Source organism: Peristeroidobacter agariperforans (assembly GCF_004138335.1).
GTDB classification, from domain to species: Bacteria; Pseudomonadota; Gammaproteobacteria; order Steroidobacterales; family Steroidobacteraceae; genus Steroidobacter; species Steroidobacter agariperforans.
Map to the genome: position 1 here is coordinate 684067 of NZ_RYFW01000002.1, position 18081 is coordinate 702147.

15 protein-coding genes and 2 riboswitches are annotated in these 18081 nt (G+C 63.6%); of the genes, 12 read left to right on the forward strand and 3 right to left on the reverse strand.

Features of this window, described 5'->3' with window-relative positions:
• The first annotated feature begins 17 nt into the window (after nucleotides 1-17).
• From pepP to EK373_RS17010, 6 genes are read left to right on the forward strand one after another with little or no spacing between them, the layout of a single operon-like run.
• Nucleotides 18-1322, forward strand: coding sequence for a Xaa-Pro aminopeptidase (pepP, locus tag EK373_RS16985; RefSeq protein WP_129644926.1), 1305 nt, complete (start codon nucleotides 18-20; stop codon nucleotides 1320-1322).
• Complete coding sequence (gene ubiH / locus EK373_RS16990) at nucleotides 1319-2569, forward strand: 2-octaprenyl-6-methoxyphenyl hydroxylase (protein ID WP_129644927.1); 1251 nt, start codon at nucleotides 1319-1321, stop codon at nucleotides 2567-2569. Before pepP ends, ubiH begins: the two co-directional genes overlap by 4 nt.
• A complete protein-coding gene (locus tag EK373_RS16995) occupies nucleotides 2566-3816 on the forward strand; it encodes a UbiH/UbiF/VisC/COQ6 family ubiquinone biosynthesis hydroxylase (RefSeq protein WP_129644928.1) in 1251 nt (416 codons plus the stop codon). The genes ubiH and EK373_RS16995 overlap by 4 nt, the downstream gene beginning before the upstream one ends.
• A 39-nt stretch (nucleotides 3817-3855) precedes the next feature.
• Complete coding sequence (locus tag EK373_RS17000; protein WP_129644929.1) at nucleotides 3856-5493, forward strand: acyl-CoA dehydrogenase family protein; 1638 nt, start codon at nucleotides 3856-3858, stop codon at nucleotides 5491-5493.
• Entirely contained in the window at nucleotides 5490-7022 is a 1533-nt protein-coding gene (locus tag EK373_RS17005; RefSeq protein ID WP_129644930.1) for an inactive transglutaminase family protein, read from the forward strand. The genes EK373_RS17000 and EK373_RS17005 overlap by 4 nt, the downstream gene beginning before the upstream one ends.
• The gene (locus tag EK373_RS17010) at nucleotides 7022-8008 is read left to right on the forward strand and encodes an alpha-L-glutamate ligase-like protein (RefSeq protein WP_129644931.1); all 987 of its coding nucleotides are present in this window, start codon (nucleotides 7022-7024) and stop codon (nucleotides 8006-8008) included. The genes EK373_RS17005 and EK373_RS17010 overlap by 1 nt, the downstream gene beginning before the upstream one ends.
• Here the strand turns inward: EK373_RS17010 and EK373_RS17015 are convergent, their stop codons facing one another.
• The 3 genes from EK373_RS17015 to ispG are packed head-to-tail and all read right to left on the reverse strand — an operon-like array spanning nucleotide 8009 to nucleotide 10027.
• Complete coding sequence (locus tag EK373_RS17015; protein ID WP_129644932.1) at nucleotides 8009-8452, reverse strand: hypothetical protein; 444 nt, start codon at nucleotides 8450-8452, stop codon at nucleotides 8009-8011.
• Between the two features lie 13 nt (nucleotides 8453-8465).
• Complete coding sequence (locus tag EK373_RS17020; protein ID WP_129644933.1) at nucleotides 8466-8804, reverse strand: 4a-hydroxytetrahydrobiopterin dehydratase; 339 nt, start codon at nucleotides 8802-8804, stop codon at nucleotides 8466-8468.
• Nucleotides 8801-10027 (reverse strand): flavodoxin-dependent (E)-4-hydroxy-3-methylbut-2-enyl-diphosphate synthase, encoded by a 1227-nt coding sequence (ispG, locus tag EK373_RS17025; RefSeq protein WP_129644934.1) that lies wholly within the window; start codon nucleotides 10025-10027, stop codon nucleotides 8801-8803. Before ispG ends, EK373_RS17020 begins: the two co-directional genes overlap by 4 nt.
• A 67-nt stretch (nucleotides 10028-10094) precedes the next feature.
• Nucleotides 10095-10182: riboswitch (glycine riboswitch) on the forward strand.
• Between the two features lie 26 nt (nucleotides 10183-10208).
• A riboswitch (glycine riboswitch) is annotated at nucleotides 10209-10332 on the forward strand.
• 52 nt (nucleotides 10333-10384) lie between these two features.
• Here ispG and gcvT point away from each other — a divergent pair.
• Genes gcvT through EK373_RS17055 form a run of 6 tightly spaced genes read left to right on the forward strand, consistent with a single transcriptional unit; the run spans nucleotide 10385 to nucleotide 18028 of the window.
• Entirely contained in the window at nucleotides 10385-11467 is a 1083-nt protein-coding gene (gene gcvT / locus EK373_RS17030; RefSeq protein ID WP_129644935.1) for a glycine cleavage system aminomethyltransferase GcvT, read from the forward strand.
• A 42-nt stretch (nucleotides 11468-11509) separates the two neighbouring features.
• Nucleotides 11510-11905, forward strand: a complete 396-nt coding sequence (gene gcvH, locus EK373_RS17035) for a glycine cleavage system protein GcvH (protein WP_129644936.1) — start codon at nucleotides 11510-11512, stop codon at nucleotides 11903-11905.
• Between the two features lie 8 nt (nucleotides 11906-11913).
• Nucleotides 11914-13281: an aminomethyl-transferring glycine dehydrogenase subunit GcvPA gene (gcvPA, locus tag EK373_RS17040; protein ID WP_129644937.1), complete on the forward strand. Its 1368-nt coding sequence runs from the start codon at nucleotides 11914-11916 to the stop codon at nucleotides 13279-13281.
• A gap of 2 nt (nucleotides 13282-13283) precedes the next feature.
• Nucleotides 13284-14744: an aminomethyl-transferring glycine dehydrogenase subunit GcvPB gene (gcvPB, locus tag EK373_RS17045; RefSeq protein WP_129645886.1), complete on the forward strand. Its 1461-nt coding sequence runs from the start codon at nucleotides 13284-13286 to the stop codon at nucleotides 14742-14744.
• Complete coding sequence (locus EK373_RS17050) at nucleotides 14741-15112, forward strand: diacylglycerol kinase (RefSeq protein WP_129644938.1); 372 nt, start codon at nucleotides 14741-14743, stop codon at nucleotides 15110-15112. The genes gcvPB and EK373_RS17050 overlap by 4 nt, the downstream gene beginning before the upstream one ends.
• Before the next feature lie 60 nt (nucleotides 15113-15172).
• Entirely contained in the window at nucleotides 15173-18028 is a 2856-nt protein-coding gene (locus EK373_RS17055) for a trypsin-like peptidase domain-containing protein (RefSeq protein WP_129644939.1), read from the forward strand.
• Nucleotides 18029-18081 lie beyond the last annotated feature (53 nt).

The following is an 18081-nucleotide window of genomic DNA, read 5'->3' on the forward strand; positions in this document are numbered from 1 at the left end:
ACCCACCAGCGTAGAACATGCGCAAAGACGAATTCGCCCGCCGGCGCCGGCAGCTCATGAAGATGATGGGCCGCGGCGCCATCGCCATCCTGCCCGCGGTTCCCGAAAAGACGCGCAACAGCGACGTCAGCTATCACTATCGGCCCGATAGCGATTTCTTCTATCTGACCGGCTTTGGCGAGCCCGAATCGGTGGCCGTGCTGATACCGGGACGCGCCCATGCCGAATATGTGCTGTTCACGCGCGAGCGCGATCCAACTCGCGAGACATGGGATGGCAGACGCGCCGGACCGGAAGGCGCGGTGCGCGACTACGGCGCTGACGATGCGTTCCCCATCAACGACATCGACGACATCCTTCCGGGACTGATGGAGCACTGCTCGCGTGTTTACTACACGATGGGCCTGCACCAGGAGTTCGATCAACGCGTGATCGGCTGGGTCAACTCGCTCAAGACGCAGGCGCGCACCGGCGTGCATCCTCCGCAGGAATTCGTGGCGCTGGATCACTTGCTCCACGACATGCGCTTGTACAAATCGCGCCCCGAGTTGGACGCCATGCGCGAGTCGGCCCGAATCGCGGTTGCTGCCCACAAGCGCGCGATGCAGTTCGTCGAACCGGGCCGCAAGGAATACCAGGTGATGGCCGAGCTGCTGCACGAGTTCAAGATGAACGATGCGGATATCTCGTATCACCCCATCGTCGGCGGCGGCGCCAACACGTGCATCCTGCACTATCACGAGAACTCCGAAGAGTTGCGCGATGGCGATCTGCTGTTGATCGACGCCGGCTGCGAATACCGGCTGTATGCCTCCGATATCACGCGCACTTTCCCAGTGGGCGGCCGTTTCACGCCCGAGCAGCGGGCCGTGTATGAAGTCGTATTGGAGGCGCAGCACGCCGCGATCGACAAGACCAAACCCGGCAATCATTGGAACGAGCCGCACGAGGCGGCGGTGAAAGCCATCACCCAGGGGCTCGTAAAACTCGGCTTGCTGAAAGGCAAGGTGCCGAACCTGATCAAGGAGGGCGCTTATCGCCGCTTCTACATGCACCGGACCGGTCATTGGCTGGGCATGGATGTGCACGATGTCGGCGACTACAAGATCGGCGATCAATGGCGCGTGCTCGAGCCCGGCATGGCCATGACGGTCGAGCCGGGGATTTATATTCCGGCCGGCCTCAAGGGCGTGCCGAAGCGTTGGTGGAATATCGGCGTGCGCATCGAGGATGACGTGGTGGTGACCAAGGACGGCAACGAAGTGCTGACGGCCGGGCTGGTCAAAGACGCCGATGGCATCGAAAAGCTGATGAATGCATGAGTGACCCGGACGCCACGCCTCTAGTCGTCGATGTCGCCATCGCTGGCGGCGGATTGGTCGGCGCCAGCCTGGCGCTCGCGCTGGCCCAGTTGCAGCTCAAAGTCGCACTGATCGAGGCGGCGCCCTTCGGCGCTGTCGATCAACCGAGCTTCGACGATCGCAGTACCGCGATATCGAACGGCAGTCGCCGCATTTTCGAAGCGCTCGGGGTCTGGCCGCTGATCGAGCGCGAGGCCACTGCGATCCGTCGCATTCACGTTTCCGATCAAGGGCGCTTCGGCTTCACGCGCATCGATGCGAAGGAACAGGGCCTGAGTGCGCTGGGCTACGTCGTCGTGAATCGGATCATGGGCGCGGCTCTGTGGCGCCGGCTGCAGGCCGAGCCCTCAATCAATGTGCTCGCGCCGGCCAAAGTGCAGTCGATGCAATTGCAACAGCACAGCCAGCGTATTGAATGCGCGATGGCGGGTGGCGTGCGCATCGTGCAAGCGAAGCTCGCGATCGCCGCCGACGGTGCTCGTTCCACCGTGCGGCAATCGGCCGGCATCGGCTCGAGCACTTGGGACTACGAGCAGGTCGCGCTGGTCAGCAACGTGCTCTCACAGCACTTCCACGATCACGTCGCATACGAGCGTTTCACCGATGCGGGCCCGTTGGCGCTGCTGCCGTTGACCGAAGGGCGGTTGGGCGTGGTGTGGACCTTCCGTCCCGACACCGCCAAAGAAATGACGCTGCTGAACGATGCTGAATTCCTGGCGCGCTTGCAGGACACGTTCGGTTTCCGCCTCGGTCGCTTTACGCGAGTGGGGCAGCGGCAGTTGTATCCCCTGTCGTTGACGCGTTCCGACGAATACGTCGCCGAGCGCCTCGCTATCGTCGGTAATGCCGCGCAGACGCTCCATCCAATCGCAGGACAAGGATTCAACCTCGGCCTGCGAGACGCAGTGAGCCTCGCCGAGGTGCTGGCGGATGGGCTCGCGCAAGGAGCAGGCGAGTTCGATGCGGGCGACGGCATGTGGCTGCAGCGCTATCGCGAATGGCGGGCCGCCGATCGCAGCAACATCGTGCGCTTCACCGACGGATTGGTGAGGGTGTTCTCTCAGCCGCTCGGTCCGGTCAAGTTGCTACGTAATGCGGGCATGCTGGCGTTCGATCTCATGCCGGCGGCGAAAGATGCGTTATCGCAGTTGTCGTTGGGGGCTGCGGGTCGGGTGCCACGTCTGGCGCGAGGCGCGCCGCTGAAATGAAGAACGGCTTTCACATTCTGGTCATCGGCGGCGGCATGGTCGGCGCCTGCGTCGCTGCGTTGGCCGCTGCCGATCGTCGCTTCGCCGACCTGCGCATCGCCGTGTTGGAATCGAACCCGCCAGCGCTGCCGCCGCCCGATGCAGTAGACGATATCGATCTGCGCGTATCCGCGATCTCACGCGCTTCAGAGCGCATCCTGAGCGAGATCGGGGCGTGGCAGCTGATACCGCGTCAACACGTTTGTGCGTACGACGACATGAGCGTCTGGGACGCTGCCGGCAAGCCGCGCGGTCCGGGGTCGATTCACTTCTCCGCCGGCGAATCGGGTGAGCCCAATCTTGGATATATCGTCGAGAACCGCCGCGTGCTGTGGTCGATCTATGACTGCGCCGCCTTTCGCAATCGTGTGACGTTGCTACGAGGTGAGCTGAGCGGGCTCGAGTTCGAGGAGGATCGGGCCACGGCGATCCTGAGCGACGGTCGTCGCATCGACGCCGCGCTGATCGTGGGATCGGATGGCTCGGGTTCGTTGAGCCGCAAGCTCGCCGGCATCGAGACGCGAGGCTGGGAATACGACCAACGCGCCTTCGTCACCCACGTTCGCACCGAGCGTCCCCATGCCCGAACGGCGTGGCAACGATTCCTGCCGGATGGACCGATCGCATTCCTGCCGCTCGCCGACGGGCGCAGCTCCATCGTGTGGACGACCACGCCCGAACATGCCGAGCGCCTGGTGGGAGAAGCACCAGAGCAAGTCGCGAAAGAGTTGACGCTGGCGCTCGACGGCACGCTCGGCAACGTCGAGCTGGCCGGACCTCGCGGGCAATTTCCTCTGCGACTCACCCACGCCAAAGACTATTGCCGCGAGCGATTCGTCCTGGTCGGCGATGCGGCTCACGCCATTCACCCGCTGGCAGGGCAGGGCGTGAACCTCGGGTTCCTCGATGGCGCCGCGTTGGTCGAGGTGCTGGCCGAGGAGCTGGATGGCGGCCTGGCTCCCGCATTCATTGGCGAGCGCCGCGTCCTGCGTCGTTACGAGCGCTGGCGCAAGAGCGAGAATGCGGTGGCGTTAGGTCTGGTCGATGGATTGAACAAGCTGTTTGGCAGCCGTGCCGATACTCTCGGCTGGGCGCGTCGCACCGGCTTGAGCATTCTCGACGGGCACGGGCTCGCGAAACGTTTCTTGATGGGGCGCGCGCTCGGAATTCGAGGCGCGGCGCCAGCGCTGGTTCGCTCGCATCGTTAAACTGCACGGGCGCAATGTCACTAAGGGGTGGACCGGGGGATGCAAAGCACGCTCTTCATCCAATCCCCGCCGCAGCTGGGCAACCAGTATGGCGACGATCCCTTTTTGCGTGCCTATTTGCAGCGGCGCCTGCCGGCCGAGATGCTGGCGCAGATCGAGCCGTCGCTCACCGAGCTCGGCGAGCTGGCCGGCGGTGAGTTGTATCGACTGCAGCTGCAGGACCGGCTCAACGAGCCGACGCTGACGCAGTGGGATGCCTGGGGTAATCGCATCGATCGCATCGAAGTGTCGCCGCTGTGGCGTCGCGCCGCTGAGATCGCGGCCACTCAGGGGCTCATCGCGATTCCGTATGAGCGCCGTCACGGCCGCTACTCCCGCATCCATCAGTTTGCCGCCGTTTATTTGTTCCATCCCTCATCGGATGTTTATACCTGTCCGTTGGCCATGACCGATGGCGCCGCCCGCACGCTGACAGTGTCGGGCAACCAGGCGCTGATCGATCGCGCCGTCACACGCTTGACGCACCGTGACCCTTCAGAGGCTTGGACCAGCGGTCAATGGATGACCGAAGCGACCGGCGGCTCCGACGTGGGCGCCTCGCTCACGCAAGCCGTGCGCGATGAGTCGGGCCAATGGCGGCTGTATGGCAAGAAGTGGTTCACCTCGGCGATTACGTCACAAATGGCGCTGACGCTCGCCCGGCCCGAGGGCAACGGTCCTGGCGGCAGCGGTCTCGCCATGTTCTACGTCGAGACTCACAACGACGATGGCGCCTTGAACGGCATCCGCGTCGAGCGCCTCAAGGATAAATTGGGGACTCGCAAGGTTCCGACCGCCGAGCTCACGTTGGACGGTGCGCGCGCCGTGCTGGTGGGCGACACCCGCCATGGCACTCGAAACATTGAGCCCATGCTGACGGTGACCCGCGCCTGGAACAGCGTGACGTCGGTCAGCTTCATGCGTCGCGCGCTCGCGTTGGCCCGTGCTTATGCCCGTCAGCGGCGCGCCTTCGGTGCAAAGCTCGAGGAGTTGCCGTTACACGTCGATACCCTCGCGGGGCTGGAAGCGGAAACGCGGGGTGCGTTCCTGCTGGCCTTCGAACTGGTCGAGTTGATGGGCCGGCAAGAGGCGGGCGAGATCGATGATGCTCAGAAAGCATTGCTCCGGGTAATCACGCCGATCGCCAAGCTGCTGACCGCCAAACAAGCCGTCCATGTCGTGAGCGAGTGCATAGAAGCGTTTGGGGGCGCCGGTTATGTAGAAGATACCGGTCTGCCGCTGCTGTTACGTGACACGCAGGTGTTGCCGATCTGGGAAGGCACCACGAACGTGCTGGCGTTGGATACCGTACTGCGTGGAGAGCTCAGCGTCGGATTGCCGGCATTGCGACAACGAATCCAGCAAGGTATCTCAGCCCATACTGAAGGTCGCCTGGCCGAGGCAGGCCAGCAGGCGCTTGCCGCCGTCGAACATGTGTTCAGCTGGTTGAGTCACAATGACGACCCGCGCCGCCTGCAGGCCCACGCCCGCCGGCTGGCGATGACTCTGGGACGCGCGCTGGAGCTGGCGTTGCTGGTCGAAGCTGGCGATGCAGCCGCGGCCTGCCGGTTCGCCGCTGCGCCCTTGGATTTGCTGGTCGATATCAATAGCGAAGATTCCGCCCGCCTGATCGAATGAACAATCGTCACATCTATGTGCTGTCAGCGGTGCTGGCGCTGATGGGCTTGGCGCTGTTCGCGTACAAGTCGCAAGTGCTCGGCTTTCCGCTGCAGCCGCAGGAACAGACGCGCGTCTGGACCATTGAGGCGGCGGTGCGCTTCGATCCGGGTCCGGCGGCGGTCAAAGCGACGTTGCGCATTCCCAACCTGACGCCCGGCTTTTCCATCCTGGACGAGAACTTCATTTCGCGCGGCTTCGGGCATGCCACGCGGTCCGCCCCGGCGGGACGCGAATCTCAATGGACGCTGCGCCAGGCGACCGGCCCGCAGACGCTGTACTACCGAGCGCAGGTGTATCGCGATGCCAGCCGCATCGCCGAGGACACGACGCCGCCGTTTCCCGAACAGCCGGTGCTGGACGAGCCGTCGCGCATCGCCATGGAAGGATTGATCGCCGAAGTGCGGCGGCAGTCGGCCGATGTCGCGAGCTTCACGACCGAGCTGCTTCGTCACATCAATCACGCCGAACGCGATCCGTACGTCAGTTTGTTCATGAGCCGGGGCAGTGCGCCGGCGGACGCAGCCGAGCTGGCCACCATCTTCCTGGCCGGCGCTTCGATTCCCGCACGCATCGCGCACGGCATTCAGCTGCGCAACGTGGCGGGGCCGGTGCAGTCCCAACAGCTGCTGGAAGTGCACGACGGCGTGCAATGGTTGTACTTCGATCCCAAGACGCTGGAGCAGGGCTTGCCGCCGGACTTCCTGATCTGGTGGCGCGGCGACGAAGCGATCGCCAGCCTCGAAGGCGGCAGTAATCTGGATGTGACGCTCGCGGTTCAGCAAAACCTGCTGGATTCGATGGTGGTGGCCGAGCGCCGGGCCGAGTTGACCGGCTCGCACGCCATGGACTTCTCGCTGTTTGCGTTGCCGATTGCGACCCAGGCGGTGTACGCGGTGCTGATGATGATTCCGATCGGCGCACTGGTGATCATGCTGCTGCGTAACTTCATCGGCGTGAAGACGTTCGGCACGTTCATGCCGGTGCTGGTGGCGCTGGCGTTTCGCGAGACGCGGCTGCTGTGGGGCATCGTGCTGTTTGCCATCATCGTCTCGCTGGGACTGCTGATCCGGTTCTATCTGGAAAAGCTGCGGCTGCTGCTGGTGCCGCGTTTGACCACTGTGCTCACCGTGGTGGTGCTGTTGATGGCTGGCATCAGCGTGCTGAGTCAGAAACTGGAGCTGCAGCCGGGCCTGTCGATCGCGCTGTTCCCGATGGTCATCCTGTCGATGACGATCGAGCGCATGTCGATCGTGTGGGAGGAGCGCGGCGCGTCGGAGGCCATCCAGGAAGGCATCGGCAGCTTGCTGGTGGCTGCGGTCGCCTACGTCATCATGGGCATCGCGTGGCTGGAACACTTGATCTTCGTGTTCCCGGAACTGTTGCTGCTGGTGATCGCGATGTCGCTGCTGGCCGGTCGTTACACCGGCTATCGATTGCTCGAGTTGCGCCGCTTCAAGGCGCTGACGCCATCGCGGAGCGAACCCTGATGTTTGGCCGCTACCGAGGGTTGTCCGACGAGGGCGTGCTTGGGCTCAACAAGCGCAACGGCGATTACATCCTGCGTTTCAATCCGCGGCGGCTGTATCCGCTGGTCGATGACAAGCTGAAAACCAAACGGCTGGCGCTGGCGGCCGGCATCGCGGTTCCGCAGTTGTACGGCGTCATCGAGACTCAGCATGACATCCGGCGGCTGCCGGAGATCGTCAAGGACCATCCGGAGTTCGCGCTCAAGCCAGCGCACGGCAGCGCGGGGGACGGCATCGTCGTCATCTCCGGCCGCAGCTCGCAGCGTTATCGAACCATCAGCGGCACGCTGCTCGATGACGATTTCCTGTATCACCACCTTTCCAACGCCATCAACGGGCAGTTCAGTCTGGGCGGCGTGCAGGATGTGGTCATCGTCGAATACATGGTGCGCTTCTCGCCGCTGTTCGAGCGCATCAGTTATCTGGGCGTGCCGGATATCCGAGTGATCGTGTATCGCGGCTTCCCGATCATGTCGATGGTGCGTCTGCCGACACGCGCGTCGCACGGCAAAGCGAATTTGCACCAGGGCGCGGTGGGCGCGGGCATCGATCTCGCCAGCGGCGTCACCTTGGATGGCGTGGTCGGGACACAGGTCGTCACGCATCACCCGGATACCACGCATGCGATCTCAGGGCTGAAGATTCCGGACTGGGATGTGATTCTGGATATTTCGGCGCGGTGCTACGAGCTGACCGGCATGGGCTATATCGGCGTCGATATCGTGCTCGATCGCGACCTGGGACCGTTGGTGCTCGAGTTGAATGCGCGGCCGGGGCTGGCGATCCAGATCGCCAATCGGCAGGGGTTGTTACGTCGTTTGAAAATCTGCGACGAGCGCGCCAACTTCTCCGCTGCCGCCGCCGAGCGCATTGCCTTCGCTCAGCACGAATTTCGCCATCCCGTCGGTCCGGTGCTCGCTACGGAAGCGGTGGCGAGTGTCGCCTAGCTAAGGAGCGTTGCGCGGATCGGTACTAGGCTGGAGCGGAGACCCCTTGGTCCTTGCCGCCGGCACATCCACCGAGGCAAAGAATCCCGCCGACGTTCTGATCGTCACCTTCGACGGTCGGCAGCTGAAATCCCGCAGATCGATGTGCAGCGGCGTGGTGAATTCCTCGCGGGCCAGGTCATCGGGCTGACTATCCACCAACAGTCCGAGAATCTGCATGCGCTCATCATCGAGCTGCCTGCAGGCATCCCATGCGACCCTGAATTGATGATCCGGATTCGTGCCACGGTAGGCGATGGTCATGACCAGCTGATCCTTGCCCGGATCATAGGTCAGCGCGGTTACCGAGACGGCCGCGGCGGGGGTGACGTAGAGCAGGGCGGCGAAACAGACTGACCAAATACGCAGGTGCTGAACGAGTCGACCTAACGTAGCGCGGCGCATGTGAGTTCTCCGGCTAGGTGCGGGGTAACGCATCCACCTTGGCGGCGCAGATGAAATCGTTCTGCGACAGACCGCCGATGGCGTGAGTGTTGAAGTTCATGCGGCAATAGCCATAGCCGACTTCCATATCGGGATGGTGATCTTCGGCATTGGCGATGTGGGCCACCGCGTTTACGAAGCTCATCGTGTGATAGAAATTACGGAACTTCCATTCCGCGCGGAGGCTCTTGCCGTCGGCGGCGAGCTTCCAGTCGCCGCTCACCTGTTTCATCAGCGCTTGCGCTTCATCGAGCGTCAGCGGCGCGACGCCGCCTTCGCAAGGCTTGCAGCGTTGTTCGGCGAGTGAGGTCATGCTGTTTCCCTCCGCGCGTAGGTCCTGGCGATGTAGTCCTCGACCAGCGACTGGAATTCTTCAGCGATGTGCTCGCCCTTGAGGGTCGGGCCTTTCTCGCCGTCCACATAAACCGGCGCGACCGGGCGCTCGCCGGTGCCGGGCAGGCTGATGCCGATGTTGGCGTGTTTGCTCTCGCCCGGACCGTTGACTACGCAGCCCATCACGGCGACCGTCATGTCTTCGACGCCGACGTATTGCTTGCGCCATTCTGGCATCTGGTGGCGAATGTGAGATTGGATCTTTTGCGCCAGTTCCTGGAAATACGTCGAAGTGGTGCGGCCACAGCCAGGGCACGCGACCACCATGGGCATGAACGAACGCAGTCCCATGGTTTGCAGGATCTCCTGCGCCACGATGACTTCCTGGGTGCGATCGCCGCCGGGCTCAGGCGTCAACGACACTCGAATCGTGTCGCCGATGCCTTCCTGTAACAGCACGGCCATGCCGGCGGTGGAAGCGACGATACCTTTCGACCCCATGCCAGCTTCGGTCAGGCCGAGGTGCAGCGCGTAGTCGCAGCGTTTCGCCAGGTTGCGATACACGGCGATCAGATCCTGCACGCCGCTGACCTTGCACGAAATCAGGATGCGATTGGAGCCCAGCCCCAGCTCCTCGGCGCGCTTCGCCGATTCCAAAGCCGAGACGACCAGGGCCTCGCGCGTGACATCGCGGGCGTCCATCGGCTGGGCCGACCTGGAGTTCTCGTCCATCAACCGCGTCAGCAGGTCCTGATCCAGGCTGCCCCAGTTCACGCCGATGCGCACCGGTTTGTCGTTGCGGATCGCGACTTCGATCATTTCGGCGAACTGCGGGTCGCGCTTGCTGCCCCGGCCGACATTGCCTGGGTTGATACGGTATTTGGCCAGCGCTTCGGCGCAGGCCGGGTGCGCCTTGAGCAGCTTATGACCGTTGAAGTGAAAGTCGCCGACGATGGGCACGTGAATGCCCATCTGTGCGAGCCGGTCGCGCACGTGGGGTACGGCCGCGGCGGCTTCGTCGGTATTGACTGTGACGCGCACCAGCTCGGAGCCGGCGCGAGCCAAGGCTTTGATCTGCTGGGTCGTGGAGTCGATATCGGCGGTGTCGGTGTTGGTCATCGATTGCACGACGACCGGGGCGGGACCGCCCACAGTGACCGAGCCGATGCGAACGGGAATGGAGTGACGTCGGGTTGGGCGCATAGATGGGCGTTATTGTAACGCCTCGCACACGAATCGCTGGCTTCGGCTACCATACGCGCACCCATCGCAAGGCACGGCCGGAGAGAGCGGGATCGACCCCGCCGCCGAAGGCGCAACCGCCCGGAAACGCTCAGGCAAATGAACGGCGTGCAAGTGGACAGGGCGGAGCTCCGCCCGCCACTCGGCGGGCTCTGGAGAGAAACTGCGATTCGCGCCGCGGCGCTCGTCGGCAGTTCACCGAAGGGGAGAGGTGCGCTACTGCAAGTGGCACCGGATCTCTCAGGTCACAGGACAGAGGGGGCGTAGAACGCGGCTGCGTTCGCGCTGACCTTTACACTGGCAATCCCGGAGCATTCGATGGGCCTCAAGACTCCCTTGTTCGACACCCATGTCGCCGCTGGCGCCCGTATGGTCGATTTCGGCGGCTGGGACATGCCGGTCAACTACGGCTCCCAGATCGAAGAACACCACGCCGTCCGTCGCGACGCCGGCATGTTCGACGTTTCCCACATGCTCATCGCCGATGTCACCGGCGCGCGCGTCCGTGACTACCTGCGTTATCTGCTCGCCAACGACGTCGCCAAACTGAAGGACTCGGGCAAGGCGCTGTACAGCTGCATGCTGAACGAGCAGGGCGGAGTCGTGGACGATCTCATCGTCTATTTCATCAACGAGTCCTGGTTCCGCGTGGTCGTGAACGCCGGCACGCGCGATAAAGACATCGCCTGGTTGAAACGCTTCTCCGATAAGTTCGGCGTCGACATCAAGCCGCGCACCGATCTGGCGATGATCGCGGTGCAAGGGCCGAACGCGCGCGCGAAGGCAGCGACATTGATCGGCAAGTACGCCGACGAAGCGCTGCAATTGAAGACGTTCGTGGGGCGTGAGCTTGGCCAATATTTCATTGCTCGCACCGGCTACACCGGCGAAGACGGCTGGGAGGTCATGTTGCCGGTGGGCGAAGCGCCGAAGTTCTGGAGCGATCTGAAAGCCGCCGGCGTTGCTCAGTGCGGCCTCGGTGCGCGCGACACACTGCGGCTCGAAGCAGGCATGAATCTGTACGGCAACGACATGGATGAGAAGTTGTCGCCGCTCGAATCCGGTCTGACCTGGACCGTCGCATTCGATCCCCCCGAGCGTGATTTCGTCGGCCGTGCCGCGCTCGAAGCGCAACGTGCAGCGGGCCTGAAGCGCAAGCTCGTCGGTCTGATTCTCGACGATCGCGGTGTGCTGCGCGGTCATCAGCGCGTCGTCACGCCAGCGGGCGACGGCGAGCTCACCAGCGGCACGTTCTCGCCGACCATGGAGAAATCCATTGGCTTTGCCCGTGTGCCGGTGGCGACGGGCGATCGCGTCGAGGTCGATATCCGCGGCAAGCTGTTGCCGGCGCGCGTCGTGAAATATCCGTTCGTGCGCAACGGCAAGCCCCTCGTTTCCTGATTCGTTTTTTTACCCCCGATTTCGTTTCCTCGAGGACATCCCATGTCGAACATTCCTGCCGACCTGAAATATCTCGACTCTCACGAGTGGGCGCGCGTCGAAAGCGACGGCACGGTCACCATCGGTATTTCCGATCATGCCCAGGGCGCGCTTGGCGACCTGGTGTTCGTCGAAGTGCCGGAAGTGGGCAAGTCGCTGACCAAGGGCGGCGCTGCGGCCGTGGTCGAATCGGTCAAGGCCGCTTCCGACGTTTACAGCCCGGTGTCCGGTGAAGTGGTTGCCGCAAACGACGCGCTGAGCGGTTCGCCCGAGCTGGTCAACAGCGATCCGTACGGCGCCGGCTGGTTGTTCAAGATCAAGCCGAGCAACAACGGCGAGCTGCAACAGCTGCTCGACGCCAAGGCCTACGAAAAGGTCGTCGCTGACGCCGCCCACTGAGTGCCGCCATGCCGTTCATCCCTCATACCGAAACCGAGATCGGCGAAATGCTGGCTGCCATCGGCGCGCCCAGCATCGATGCGCTGTTCGACGAAATCCCGGCGGCGCTGCGGATCAAATCGCTCGCCGCGATTCCTGATGCACTGAGCGAAATGGAAGTCGGGCGCCTGATGCAGGCGCGCGCGAACCAGGACGGTCGCCCGCTGAATTTCCTGGGCGCCGGCGCTTACGAGCATCACATTCCCGCCGCAGTCTGGGCGATCGTCACGCGTGGCGAGTTCTACAGCGCGTACACGCCGTATCAGGCGGAAGCGAGCCAGGGCACGCTGCAGCTGTTGTACGAATACCAGACCATGATGAGCAGCCTGACGGGCATGGAAGTCTCGAATGCGTCGCTCTACGACGGCGCATCGGCGCTCGCCGAAGCTTGTTTGATGGCGGTGCGCGCGCATCGCAAGTCGAAGTCGGCTCGCATCGTCGTGCCGTCGACGTTGAATCCGACTTACCTCTCCGTGTCGCGCGCGGTCGTGGAGGGTCAGAACCTCAGCTTCACCGTGCTGCCGTACGAAGCGGGCAAGGGCACGCTGCAGTTCTCGAAACTCGAAGCGCTCAAGGGTGAGGATCTCACCGCCGTCGTGATCCAGCAGCCGAATTTCTTCGGCCAGATGGAAGATGTCGATGCGATCACCGATTGGGCGCACGCCAATAACGCGCTGGTCATCGCGGTCGTGAACCCGTTGTCGCTGGCGTTGTTCAAGCCGCCGGGCGAGTGGGGTTCGAAGGGCGTCGACATCGTGGTCGGCGACGGTCAGCCGCTCGGCGTCCCGTTGTCTTCGGGCGGTCCGTACTTCGGCTTCATGACCACGCGCATGGAACATGTGCGGCAGATGCCGGGCCGAATCATCGGCCGCACCGTCGACCTCGACGGCAAGCAGGGCTTCACGCTGACTCTGCAGGCGCGCGAACAGCACATCCGCCGCAGCAAGGCGACGTCGAACATTTGTACCAACCAGGGCCTGCTGGTGACGGCGGCGACGATTCACATGTCGCTGCTGGGCGCGGCGGGCCTGGAATCGGTGGCGGCGACTTCGCAACGGCAGGCGGCCAAGCTGGTCGAGAAGCTCACGCGCATTCCTGGCGTGAAAGTCGTGTTCGACGGTTACCGTTTTCATGAAGCTGTGTTACAGCTGCCGGTCAAGGTGAGCGATGTGCTCGACGCCTTGGCCAAACGCAATATCGTCGGTGGATTGGATTTGTCGAAACTCTATCCCGAGCTGGGCAACGCGCTGCTGGTGTGTGCAACGGAAATGCGCACCGATGCGGACCTGGATGCGTATGCCTCTGCGTTGGCCGCCGTCCTGGAGCGCAAGCCGTGAGCATCACTGAACCGTTGATCTTCAAACATTCGCGCTCCGGGCGCAGCGCCGTCGGCCAGTATCCGCAAGGCGCATCCGCCGAGGTGCCGGAGAAGTTTCGGCGTCGCAAACGCGCAGCGCTGCCGGAAGTGTCCGAGCTGCAGGCCGTGCGTCATTTCACGCGTCTGTCGCAGTTGAACTTCTCGATCGACACGCACTTCTACCCGCTGGGCTCGTGCACGATGAAGTACAACCCGCGTGCGTGTAATGCATTCGCGATGCTGCCCGAATTTCTCGGCCGTCACCCGCTGGCGCCCAACTCGGTCAGCCAGGGCTTCCTCTCCTGCTTGTATGAATTGCAGGAGATGTTGAAGGAAGTCACTGGCATGAAAGGCGTGTCGCTCACGCCGATGGCCGGCGCACAGGGCGAATTCGCAGGCGTTGCGATGATTCGTGCGTATCACCGCGCACGCAACGATTTGGAACGCACTGAAATCATCGTTCCCGACGCCGCGCACGGCACCAACCCCGCGACCGCGACCATGTGCGGTTGCACGGTGGTCGAAATCCCATCGCTGTCCAATGGCGACATCGACATCGATGCGCTCAAGGCGGCGCTCGGGCCGAAGACGGCCGGCATCATGCTGACCAATCCGTCGACGCTGGGTGTGTTCGAACGTCGCATTCAAGAGGTCGCCAAGCTCGTGCACGACGCCGGCGGCCTGCTGTATTACGACGGCGCCAATCTCAACGCGATTCTGGGCAAGGTGCGTCCCGGCGACATGGGCTTCGACGTGATCCACATGAACCTGCACAAGACCTTCTCGACGCCGCACGGCGGCGGCGGTCCGGGTTCGGGTGCGGTCGGCGTCGGTCAGCGGTTGCTGCCGTTCCTGCCCATTCCGACCGTGGGCAAGGAAGGGGACAACTATCGCTGGCTGGACGAGAAGGATGTGCCGCAGACCATCGGCCGCCTGTCCGCGTTCATGGGCAACGCCGGCGTGCTGCTGCGTGCGTATGTTTACATGCGCATGCTCGGCCGCGAAGGCATGCACCGAGTTGCGGAATTCTCGGCGCTCAACGCCAACTATCTGCTGGCGCGCTTGAAGAAGGCGGGCTTCGATGCGGCCTATCCGGAGCGGCGCGCCAGCCACGAGTTCATCATCACCATGAAACGCCAGGCCAAGGAGCTGGGCGTGAATGCGATGGACTTTGCCAAGCGCCTGCTCGATTACGGCTTCCATGCGCCGACCACGTACTTTCCATTGCTGGTGCCGGAGTGCCTGCTGATCGAGCCGACCGAGACCGAGGCCAAGGAGGAACTGGATGCCTTCGTCGATGCACTGATCGCGATTCAGGCCGAGGCCGAACAGGACGCGGCCAAGGTCAAGGGTGCTCCTTATACTTTGCCGGTTCGGCGTCTCGACGACGTGCGCGCCGCCAAGCAACTCGATCTGACGTACGGAATGAGAAACACTGAATGACAACGATAGAGCGCCCCAAGCTCGCCGGCATGCGCCGGCTGTTGCTCGCCTTCGTCAATTCATGGAAGGGTTTCCGGGGCGCGTTCCGTAGCGAAGCGGCGTTCAGGCAGGAAGTGGCCCTGGCGGTGGTGTTGCTGCCGCTGGGGAGCTATCTGGGTAGAACGCCGGTGGAAAAGGCCTTGTTGGTCAGCTCGGTACTGCTGGTGCTGATCGTGGAGCTGCTCAACACGGGCATCGAAACCGTGGTCGATCGCATTGGCCTGGAGCGCCACGAGCTGTCCGGCCTGGCCAAAGACGTCGGCTCGACCGCCGTGCTGCTATCCTTCGGCGTCCTGGTCGTGATCTGGGGGTTCCTGCTGCTGGGCTGACGGCCCGCCTCGAGTGACCTCCGGTCGCGGCTTCCCAACAGCCTCGAACGCGGTTCACTCATGCATAGAACTTTTGCCGTTGCCGGACTGCTGCTGCTTGCCTGCCTGCCTTCTCACTCCCAGGCGCCCGGATCGGCGCCGAGCGCTTCGCCGGTGCCGCCGGCCGCGGTGCCGGTCCCCGATGTCGAGGACTCACGCTGGACCCGCACGCTGGAACGCGTCGCCAGCGGCGTGGTCACCATTCAGGTCGACCTGGCCAGGGCCTTCGACACCGAATGGAATATGTCGAGTCAGGCGACCGGCTTCGTGGTCGACGCCCAGCGCGGCCTGATCCTCACCAATCGTCACGTCGTGACGCCCGGCCCGGTGACGGCCACCGCGGTGTTCCTGAACCGCGAGGAAGTCACGTTGTATCCGGTGTATCGCGATCCGGTGCACGACTTCGGCTTCTATCGTTACGACCCGTCCAAGCTGCGCTTCATCAAGCCCACCGAGTTGAAGCTGCACCCGCAGGGCGCCCAGGTCGGCAGAGAAATCCGGGTCATCGGCAACGATGCCGGCGAACAACTGTCGATTCTCGCCGGCACGCTCGCACGCCTGGATCGCGAGGCGCCGAACTACGGCCTCGGCAAGTACAACGACTTCAACACGTTTTATTACCAGGCCGCCTCGAGCACCTCCGGCGGCTCGTCCGGCTCGCCGGTGATCGACATCGACGGTCGCGTGCTGGCGCTCAACGCGGGCGGCAGTAACGCAGCGGCATCGAGTTTCTATCTGCCGCTGGATCGAGTGACGCGCGCGCTCGAGGCGATTCAGAAGAACAAGCCGGTCGCGCGCGGCACGCTGCAGACGGTGTTCGGTTACACGCCGTTCGACGAAGTGCGTCGCCTCGGGCTGCGCAACGAGTCCGAGATCGAGGTGCGCAAGAAGTTTCCGAACAGCGTCGGCATGCTGGTCGTGTCGGAAGTGCAGCGGGGCTCGGCTGCCGAGGACGTGCTCGAGCCGGGCGACGTTCTGGTGCGCATCAACGGCCAGCTCACCGCCGATTTCTCGCTGCTGGCGAGCACGCTCGACGACAACGTCGGCAAGACCGTGAAGCTCTCCATCGAGCGCGGCGGGCAGCAGTTCGAGCGCGAGCTGCCCATCCAGGACCTGTATGAAGTGATGCCGGACGAGTTCCTGGAGTTCGGTGACGCGATCGTTCACAACCTGTCCTGGCAGCAGGCGCGTCACATCAATGTTCCCATCAAAGGCGTGTATGTCGCGAATCCGGGTTACATCCTCGGCGCCGCCGGCGTGCCCCGTGGCGCCGTTATCAGCGAGGCCGGCAGCAAGGACATCGGCGGCCTGGGCGATCTGGAAGATGTGCTGTCGAAGCTCGGCGACGGCGAGCGCGTGACGGTGCGCTTCTTCACCATCGACGACCCGAAGACCGCGCAGTGGCGCAGCGTGCGCATGGATCGCCGCTGGTTCCCGGCCCGAGTGTGCAAACGGGATGACATGCAGGGGTCCTGGCCGTGCACCGCCTGGGGCACGGATGGCCTGGCGAAGACGCCGGAGCCCGCCACGACGACGTTTGCGAAAACCTCCGACCCGTTGATCAACAAGCTTGCGCCGTCGCTGGTGCTGGTGAATTTCGATATGCCGTATTCGGTGTCGGGCATCACCGAGCGCAGCTATTACGGCACGGGCCTGATCGTGGATGCCGAGCGCGGCCTGGTGATCGTCGACCGTAATACTGTGCCGTCACCGTTGGGCGATGTGCGGATCACGTTCGCGGGCTCGATCGAAGTGCCCGGCCGTGTCGAATACATTCATCCTTTGCACAATATCGCCGCGATTTCTTATGACCCGAAATTGGTCGGCGCCACCCCCGCCAAGGCCGCCACGTTGAAATCGGTGGACGTGCTGCCGGGCCAGGAAGTGTGGGCGGTCGGCATGCGTGCCGATGGCAAGGTGCAATCGCGCTCGGCCACGGTCGCTTCGGTAGACCCCGTGGGATTCCCGCTGTCGCGCACGCTGCAGTTCCGGGACTCCAATCTGGAAACCATTTCTTTGGTCAACGGACCGGCGGACTACGACGGCGTGCTGGTGGACAAGAGCGGCGCCGTGATCGCCACGTGGGCCAGCTTCGCGTACGAGGCCGGTCGTGAGACTGCGCAGGAGAATCGCGGCATCTCGGCCGAGCTGTTGCAGGAGATGTTGCCGTTACTGCGCGATGGTCGTGCGCTACATTCCCTCGAGGCGGAGCTGCAGCCGGTGCCGCTGTCGGTCGCGCGCAAACAGGATTTGCCGGACGACTGGATCCGCCGTTTGGAACAACACAGCCCCGAGCGCCGTCAGGTGCTGAGCGTGGTGCGCACGGTCGGCGGCTCGCCGGCAGACGGCCTACTGCGCTCGGGCGATCTGATTCTGGATATCGATGGCGCGATCGTGAATCGCTTCCGGGAAGTGGAGCGAAGCGTGCAGAAGCCGTCGGTGCGAGTCACCGTCTGGCGTGACAAAGGTGTGCAGGTCATCGAGGTGCCGACCGTGGCGCTCGGCGGCCGCGATCTGGATCGCATCGTGGTGTGGGCGGGCGCAGTGCTGCAGAAGCCGCACCGTGCGCTGGCTGCGCAGCGTGGCATCGATCCGGATGGCGTGTTCGTCGCGTATTTCTCGTACGGCTCGCCGGCGACGCGTTATCAGCTGTGGGCCGGCCGGCGCATCGTCGAGGTCGACGGCAAACCTGTCGCCGATTTGGATCAGTTCATCCAGGCGGTGAGCGGGCGCGAAGACCGCAGCTCACTCAGGCTGCGGACGGTGACGTGGAATGGATCGGTCGAAGTCATGACACTGAAGCTCGACAAGCGTTTCTGGCCGACCTACGAGCTGCGCCGGACCCCGCAGGGCTGGGCCCGGACGGCGCTCGAATGAGACCGTCCGTCGTGCGCGACGAACGGCTGGAGCCCTACTTGCTATCATCGCTC

Excerpts from the sequence above, each read along its gene's own strand:
- pepP (WP_129644926.1), top strand. The coding sequence starts at position 18 with ATGCGCAAAGACGAATTCGCCCGCCGGCGCCGGCAGCTCATGAAGATG.
- ubiH (WP_129644927.1), top strand. The coding sequence starts at position 1,319 with ATGAGTGACCCGGACGCCACGCCTCTAGTCGTCGATGTCGCCATCGCT.
- EK373_RS16995 (WP_129644928.1), top strand. The coding sequence starts at position 2,566 with ATGAAGAACGGCTTTCACATTCTGGTCATCGGCGGCGGCATGGTCGGC.
- EK373_RS17000 (WP_129644929.1), top strand. The coding sequence starts at position 3,856 with ATGCAAAGCACGCTCTTCATCCAATCCCCGCCGCAGCTGGGCAACCAG.
- EK373_RS17005 (WP_129644930.1), top strand. The coding sequence starts at position 5,490 with ATGAACAATCGTCACATCTATGTGCTGTCAGCGGTGCTGGCGCTGATG.
- EK373_RS17010 (WP_129644931.1), top strand. The coding sequence starts at position 7,022 with ATGTTTGGCCGCTACCGAGGGTTGTCCGACGAGGGCGTGCTTGGGCTC.
- EK373_RS17015 (WP_129644932.1), bottom strand. The coding sequence starts at position 8,452 with ATGCGCCGCGCTACGTTAGGTCGACTCGTTCAGCACCTGCGTATTTGG.
- EK373_RS17020 (WP_129644933.1), bottom strand. The coding sequence starts at position 8,804 with ATGACCTCACTCGCCGAACAACGCTGCAAGCCTTGCGAAGGCGGCGTC.
- ispG (WP_129644934.1), bottom strand. The coding sequence starts at position 10,027 with ATGCGCCCAACCCGACGTCACTCCATTCCCGTTCGCATCGGCTCGGTC.
- gcvT (WP_129644935.1), top strand. The coding sequence starts at position 10,385 with ATGGGCCTCAAGACTCCCTTGTTCGACACCCATGTCGCCGCTGGCGCC.
- gcvH (WP_129644936.1), top strand. The coding sequence starts at position 11,510 with ATGTCGAACATTCCTGCCGACCTGAAATATCTCGACTCTCACGAGTGG.
- gcvPA (WP_129644937.1), top strand. The coding sequence starts at position 11,914 with ATGCCGTTCATCCCTCATACCGAAACCGAGATCGGCGAAATGCTGGCT.
- EK373_RS17050 (WP_129644938.1), top strand. The coding sequence starts at position 14,741 with ATGACAACGATAGAGCGCCCCAAGCTCGCCGGCATGCGCCGGCTGTTG.
- EK373_RS17055 (WP_129644939.1), top strand. The coding sequence starts at position 15,173 with ATGCATAGAACTTTTGCCGTTGCCGGACTGCTGCTGCTTGCCTGCCTG.